Annotated in this window: 6 protein-coding genes; 4 read left to right on the top strand and 2 right to left on the bottom strand. The window is 55.2% G+C overall.

Annotation, left to right across the window (positions count from 1 at the left end):
* Nucleotides 1–631, top strand: a 631-nt coding sequence (locus tag ASH01S_RS18195; protein ID WP_174520740.1) for an SPASM domain-containing protein, incomplete at its 5' end; no start/stop codon positions are given.
* A 268-nt stretch (nt 632–899) separates the two neighbouring features.
* Here ASH01S_RS18195 and ASH01S_RS17220 read toward each other — a convergent pair.
* On the bottom strand, nt 900–1,319 hold the full coding sequence (locus tag ASH01S_RS17220; RefSeq protein ID WP_174520739.1) for a hypothetical protein: 420 nt from the start codon (nt 1,317–1,319) through the stop codon (nt 900–902).
* 120 nt (nt 1,320–1,439) lie between these two features.
* Nucleotides 1,440–1,691, bottom strand: a complete 252-nt coding sequence (locus ASH01S_RS17215) for a DUF2249 domain-containing protein (RefSeq protein ID WP_373278600.1) — start codon at nt 1,689–1,691, stop codon at nt 1,440–1,442.
* A gap of 285 nt (nt 1,692–1,976) precedes the next feature.
* On the opposite strand from ASH01S_RS17215, the gene ASH01S_RS17210 reads away from it, so the two are divergent.
* The 3 genes from ASH01S_RS17210 to ASH01S_RS17200 all read left to right on the top strand — a co-directional run.
* Entirely contained in the window at nt 1,977–3,389 is a 1,413-nt protein-coding gene (locus ASH01S_RS17210) for an amino acid permease (RefSeq protein ID WP_083517323.1), read from the top strand.
* Nucleotides 3,390–3,544: 155 nt separating this feature from the next.
* Nucleotides 3,545–3,973: a hypothetical protein gene (locus ASH01S_RS17205; protein ID WP_067929665.1), complete on the top strand. Its 429-nt coding sequence runs from the start codon at nt 3,545–3,547 to the stop codon at nt 3,971–3,973.
* Nucleotides 3,974–3,976: 3 nt separating this feature from the next.
* Nucleotides 3,977–4,715: molybdopterin-dependent oxidoreductase (locus ASH01S_RS17200; RefSeq protein WP_157067225.1), on the top strand; the 739-nt coding region annotated here is incomplete at its 3' end.

The raw sequence follows: 4,715 nt of genomic DNA, 5'->3' as shown, positions 1-4,715 counted from the left end.
TAGGTACAACGTTCACGACCTTGAGAACATAGCAGACCTTGTCGAATCATACGGAGCGGTGCTGTGGAGCGTATTCTTCCTCGTTCCCACCGGTCGTGGCCGAGTACAGGACATGATCGATGCCGATACCTGCGAAAAGATTTTGCAGTGGTTGTACGGGCAGGCACAGGTTCGCTCGTTTGGCGTGAAAGCCACAGCGGCACCCCATTATCGACGGGTTTGTATACAAAGCCGTTCATCCAAGTCGGCAGGTGGTCCGCAGCCCGGTTTTCGAGCGGGCGTCCGTTCGCCTCGCGCAGCGGCGGCTGTCAATGATGGTAACGGATTCGTGTTTATCTCACACATTGGAGATGTATATCCGAGTGGTTTCTTACCAGTCAACGCGGGAAACATACGGCAAGCACCACTTGCCGATATTTATCGCAACGCGGAGGTCTTTCGGACGTTGCGGAATCCGTCGCTTTTCAAAGGAAAATGCGGTGTCTGTGAGTTCCGTACGATTTGCGGTGGATCACGAGCACGTGCATTCGCCGTAACCGGCGACTATTTGGAAAGCGATCCGGGCTGTTCGTATATACCCGAAAAGTTGCGCGAAAATGGGCGTACTGACTGCTGGTCGAGAACTGTGTGAAGACGTCGCAGTTGGAGGTCAGATGTCGCATGGCAAAGATGCTGTCGCCGATGATTGTTAGCCAGACACTGGCGTGGATAATTGGACATTGCATGAACGTCTGCTGGCGCTCTCTGGTGTGGAAACGGTTGACGTGAAGATTGGTTACATGATCGATGAACAGCGCGCTCGATTCGCCGAGAGGGTGCGCAAGGCGTTGGCACGGGAAGGCGTCCGCGTCGGCGTGGTCGATGCTGATCATCTATGCGTTCAGCATTCCTGGCATTTTTCATGTCGATGGGCGCCGGCCGACCGTGATCGACGAATTGATCATCCCGACACACTTGGCGCGAAACGCCCTGCCGGGTTGTTCAGGCTTTCGTCCCCGCTGTGAGTTTCGCCTTCGCTCTTTCAAGAGGGCAGCCATGCCGCCATACAAGATGTAGAAGAAGGCGTCAGGTGCGTCCAGTGCAAACGACGAATATCCTCGCGGATCTTCTCCTAGTACCCACTCGAACAGACGGGCACTGTCGTACGCGTAGAAGCAGAAGTTGGTGTAGTCGAACGCCGGCATCTTTTCATAGATAGTGACAATGTCCTGGGTGTACTGATCAACATGTTGCGCCGCCTCCTGGACCATGCGCAGGGCATCTTCCATGCCGACTTCGATACGGATTTTATTTTCGCTCAGCTTGTGAAGTTGAGCCAAAGTTCATCCCTCCAGGGCGGTGTCGGAGAACAGCTCCCCGGTCGCCAGGATGGCCCGATATCGCTTGAGCGGTAGCAATTCGTCGCGGTGAGCGGACGCGGCCGTGTCTGCACGAATGCATCATCGGCGAGGTCCGGGTTGTCGACCAATCTTGACCTGGAACGTCTCCGGACCCTGTTCAACGTAATCCCACGTGAACTGTCCTGGGCGCTCAAGCTGGAACTGGTAGCGGAGCGGGACGGGATCGTGATCGTTAATCAAAAGCATCGCTTCCCCCGGCTGCAATCGGTCGAATGTCTCGAAAATCACCTTGTGCTTCAACTGCGGTGGATACTCGGTGGCGCGGATCGTTGCTGCGAACTGTTCAATCATTCGAAACGGCCTCCCTAGAAAACATGGCTTATACCCTCGAATTTACTCATCCAGAGCGGCAGCGTGGTGATCCGCGTCACACATACCCCAGTACGGCCCAGGCAATGGAGTCTGCCGTACTGCTTGGCATTCGCTGCCATGTATTTGAGATACGGAGGCAGCGGCCATACACGACCATTCGCCCATGAAGTCACCTCACCTAGCACCACGTCGAATACGAGAGCAGAGACAACTGCATACTAATTCCCATGCGATTTCCAACGCCCACCAAAGCGAGGGATTCCTATGAAAGCTGTCAAACGGAGCCTCCGTAAGGAGGAAACGGGGAAGACGTCCAGCAGGACGCGGATGGAGCAGCGATACGGGGTGAGCGAGGGGAGTCTCGTGTTCATCGGAGTCGGGGGGATTATTGGCGCCGGATTCTTCCTGGGGTGCGGCCTCCCAATTCAAACCGCAGGTCCTTCGGTACTCTTGGCGTTCGTGATTGCCGCGCTGGTGACCGGGCAGGTCATAGGCGCGTTGACGTCGATTGCGAGCAACCACCCGGTGCGCGGTTCGTTCCAGGCGTATCCAGCCATGTATTTGGGCAAGTTCGTCGGGTTTTTACAAGGCTGGACGTATTATCTCACAAGCATCCTGACGATTTCGAGCGAAGCGGTTGCTATGGGCGTTTTTGTAACAGAGTGGTTGCCGCGCTTCCCGGTCGGGTTGATGGCGAGCGTGTTTGCGGCCATTATTGTCGTTATAAACGCCGTGGGCGTGCAAAATTTTACGCGCGTGGAGTCCATCATGAGCGCAGTGAAGATTGCCGCTCTTGCAGGTTTCATCGTCTACGCCGCCGTCATCGTGCTTACAAAGTGGCTTGGAAGTTCGGTAGGTTCCCTGCTGGCGCCCGCCGGTTCGTATGCAGGCGGGTTTTGGCCGACAGGGTTTGCAGGAATGATGAAAAGCATGCTTGTGGTGATTTTCACGTTTGCGGGCATTGGGGTATTCGCGACGGGAATGGGGGAGATCCGCGACCCGAAACAGATTGACAACGCAGGGATGTGGACGGTCGGGTTGCTCGCGGTGCTATACATCGCATCCATTATGCTGTTGTTGTTTTTCATACCATGGAACCAAGTGACCACTTCCAGCAGTCCGTTCGTTGACGCGCTCCGGCGCAGCGGTATCCCTGCGTTGGCGCAGGTGTTCAACGCCGCCATCCTTGTGGCCGCTTTCAGCGTCATGGCGGGTTCGCTCTACTCGGCCAACGAGATTCTGTGCAGCCTCGGCGAAGAGGGGGATGCGCCCCGCTTTGTCACCCGCCGTTCCGAGCGAGGCACGCCGTACTTGGCACTTGTGGTCTCCGCAGCCTGTATCGGCTTGTCGCTCGCACTCTCTTTACTATTGCCGACCAATCTCTACAACTTTTTGATCAGCGCTTCAAGTTTTCTCACGTTACTCAACTGGTTTGTCATTCTTTGCACCTTCCTGGTCTGGCGGCATAAATCGGGCGACCGTAAAGCGTTTACCTCCAAGCTTGCGTTCGGTCAACCGGTGTCGACCGTGATCACGATGTTATTGCTGGTCGTATTGGCGGGATACGCCTTACTGCAACGCGATCAGCGCATCACGTTCTACGTGTTCGTCGTTCTCTGTACAGCCATTGCAAGCAGTTACCTCTTCGTGCGTCGTCGTGCCCGAGTTGAATCCTAGTACTGTATATTCCCGTACCTTCTACGACAAATCGCTTTATACCCATGGGCAGTTGTGCTCATTCCAGGTTCCAAACACCGCAAACGGTTCTGCATACGATCCGGCCACTCTTCGTATTCATTACTGGGCTGAATGCATGAGAAGGAGGGAGCCGGGTGTATGAGTTACGCCGCTGCATGGTCCGAATTGAACGATTGTTGGCGCCGTTGCTCATGCTTCCACCTCCGAACTACAACCCGTTGCATATTCAGTTGCGCACCATTGTCGAAGAGGAAGTCGAGACCATTCATCGTCGAGCGCTGCCGGCGTTGGAGCAAGTGCCTGTCGATATAGCATCCTTACGCTACGCTATCGAGGTTGTGTATCGCGCAGATGAGGTCGCCCAACCGACGGTTCGCGACTGGGTCAGGGCCTCATTATGGATGCACAGTGCATCCGTTAATCAACTGATAGTCTGGAAGCGCTCGCTTAAATTTGTCTTTCGAGAATTGGAAAAGATGGTGCCGGCTGTCCAACGGATATATGGAGAATTGGACACCCGTTACATCGTTCCACCAGAATACCGACGCCAGCGTGAGGTGTGAGGAATGGCTTGGGAGACGGAACGTACCGACATCAACGTGTATTCACAGGGGGAAGTGGACCAGTGGGTGTATAGCACGTGCAATCTCTGCTCAGTGGGGTGTGGATGCTATATCGCCGTCAAGGACAATCGCATCGTCGGCATCAAGGGCAATAGCGAACATCCCACGAATCGGGGTAGATTGGGGCCCAAGGGAGAAAACCAGTGGTACGCCAACAGCAGTCCGGATCATTTGCAGACACCGTTGCTCCGAGATCGGTCCGGTCAGCTGGTGCCCGTCTCGTGGAACGAGGCGATGGACTTGCTGGTTCGAAAGAGCAAAGATGTGCTGGGGCGTCTAGGGCCAGACGGGATCGCCATCTACTCAACGGGTCAAGGATTTCTGGAAGACTACTATACTATTTCCAAGATCGGACGAGCTGGTCTACGATGCCACATGTTGGATTCCAATACCCGACTGTGTACCTCTACCACCGAATGGTGCCTTATTCAATCGTTCGGTGCAGATGGCACGCCCGCCAGCTTTGAGGATATCGACCTCACTGACACAGTGTTCTTGTTCGGACACAACGTCGCGGAAACGGGTACGGTGCTATTTGAGCGGATTGTGGCGCGCAAACAGAAGTACAATAAGCCCTATCTCATCGTCGTCGACCCCCGGCGCACGTGGACAGCCCAGGTTGCCGATCTGCACCTGCAGCTCGTCCCTGGGAGCAATCTCGCCCTGATGAACGGGATTTTGG

Origin of the sequence: Alicyclobacillus shizuokensis NBRC 103103 (genome assembly GCF_001552255.1) — a bacterium.
Classification (GTDB): Bacteria; Bacillota; Bacilli; order Alicyclobacillales; family Alicyclobacillaceae; genus Alicyclobacillus_G; species Alicyclobacillus_G shizuokensis.
The sequence above is the reverse complement of the archived record's forward strand: the minus strand, read 5'-3'. Positions and strand labels throughout refer to the sequence as shown.

What these genes read in the sequence shown, in the direction of transcription:
- ASH01S_RS17215 (WP_373278600.1), bottom strand. Translation starts at nt 1,691, where the DNA reads ATGATTGAACAGTTCGCAGCAACGATCCGCGCCACCGAGTATCCACCG.
- ASH01S_RS17210 (WP_083517323.1), top strand. Translation starts at nt 1,977, where the DNA reads ATGAAAGCTGTCAAACGGAGCCTCCGTAAGGAGGAAACGGGGAAGACG.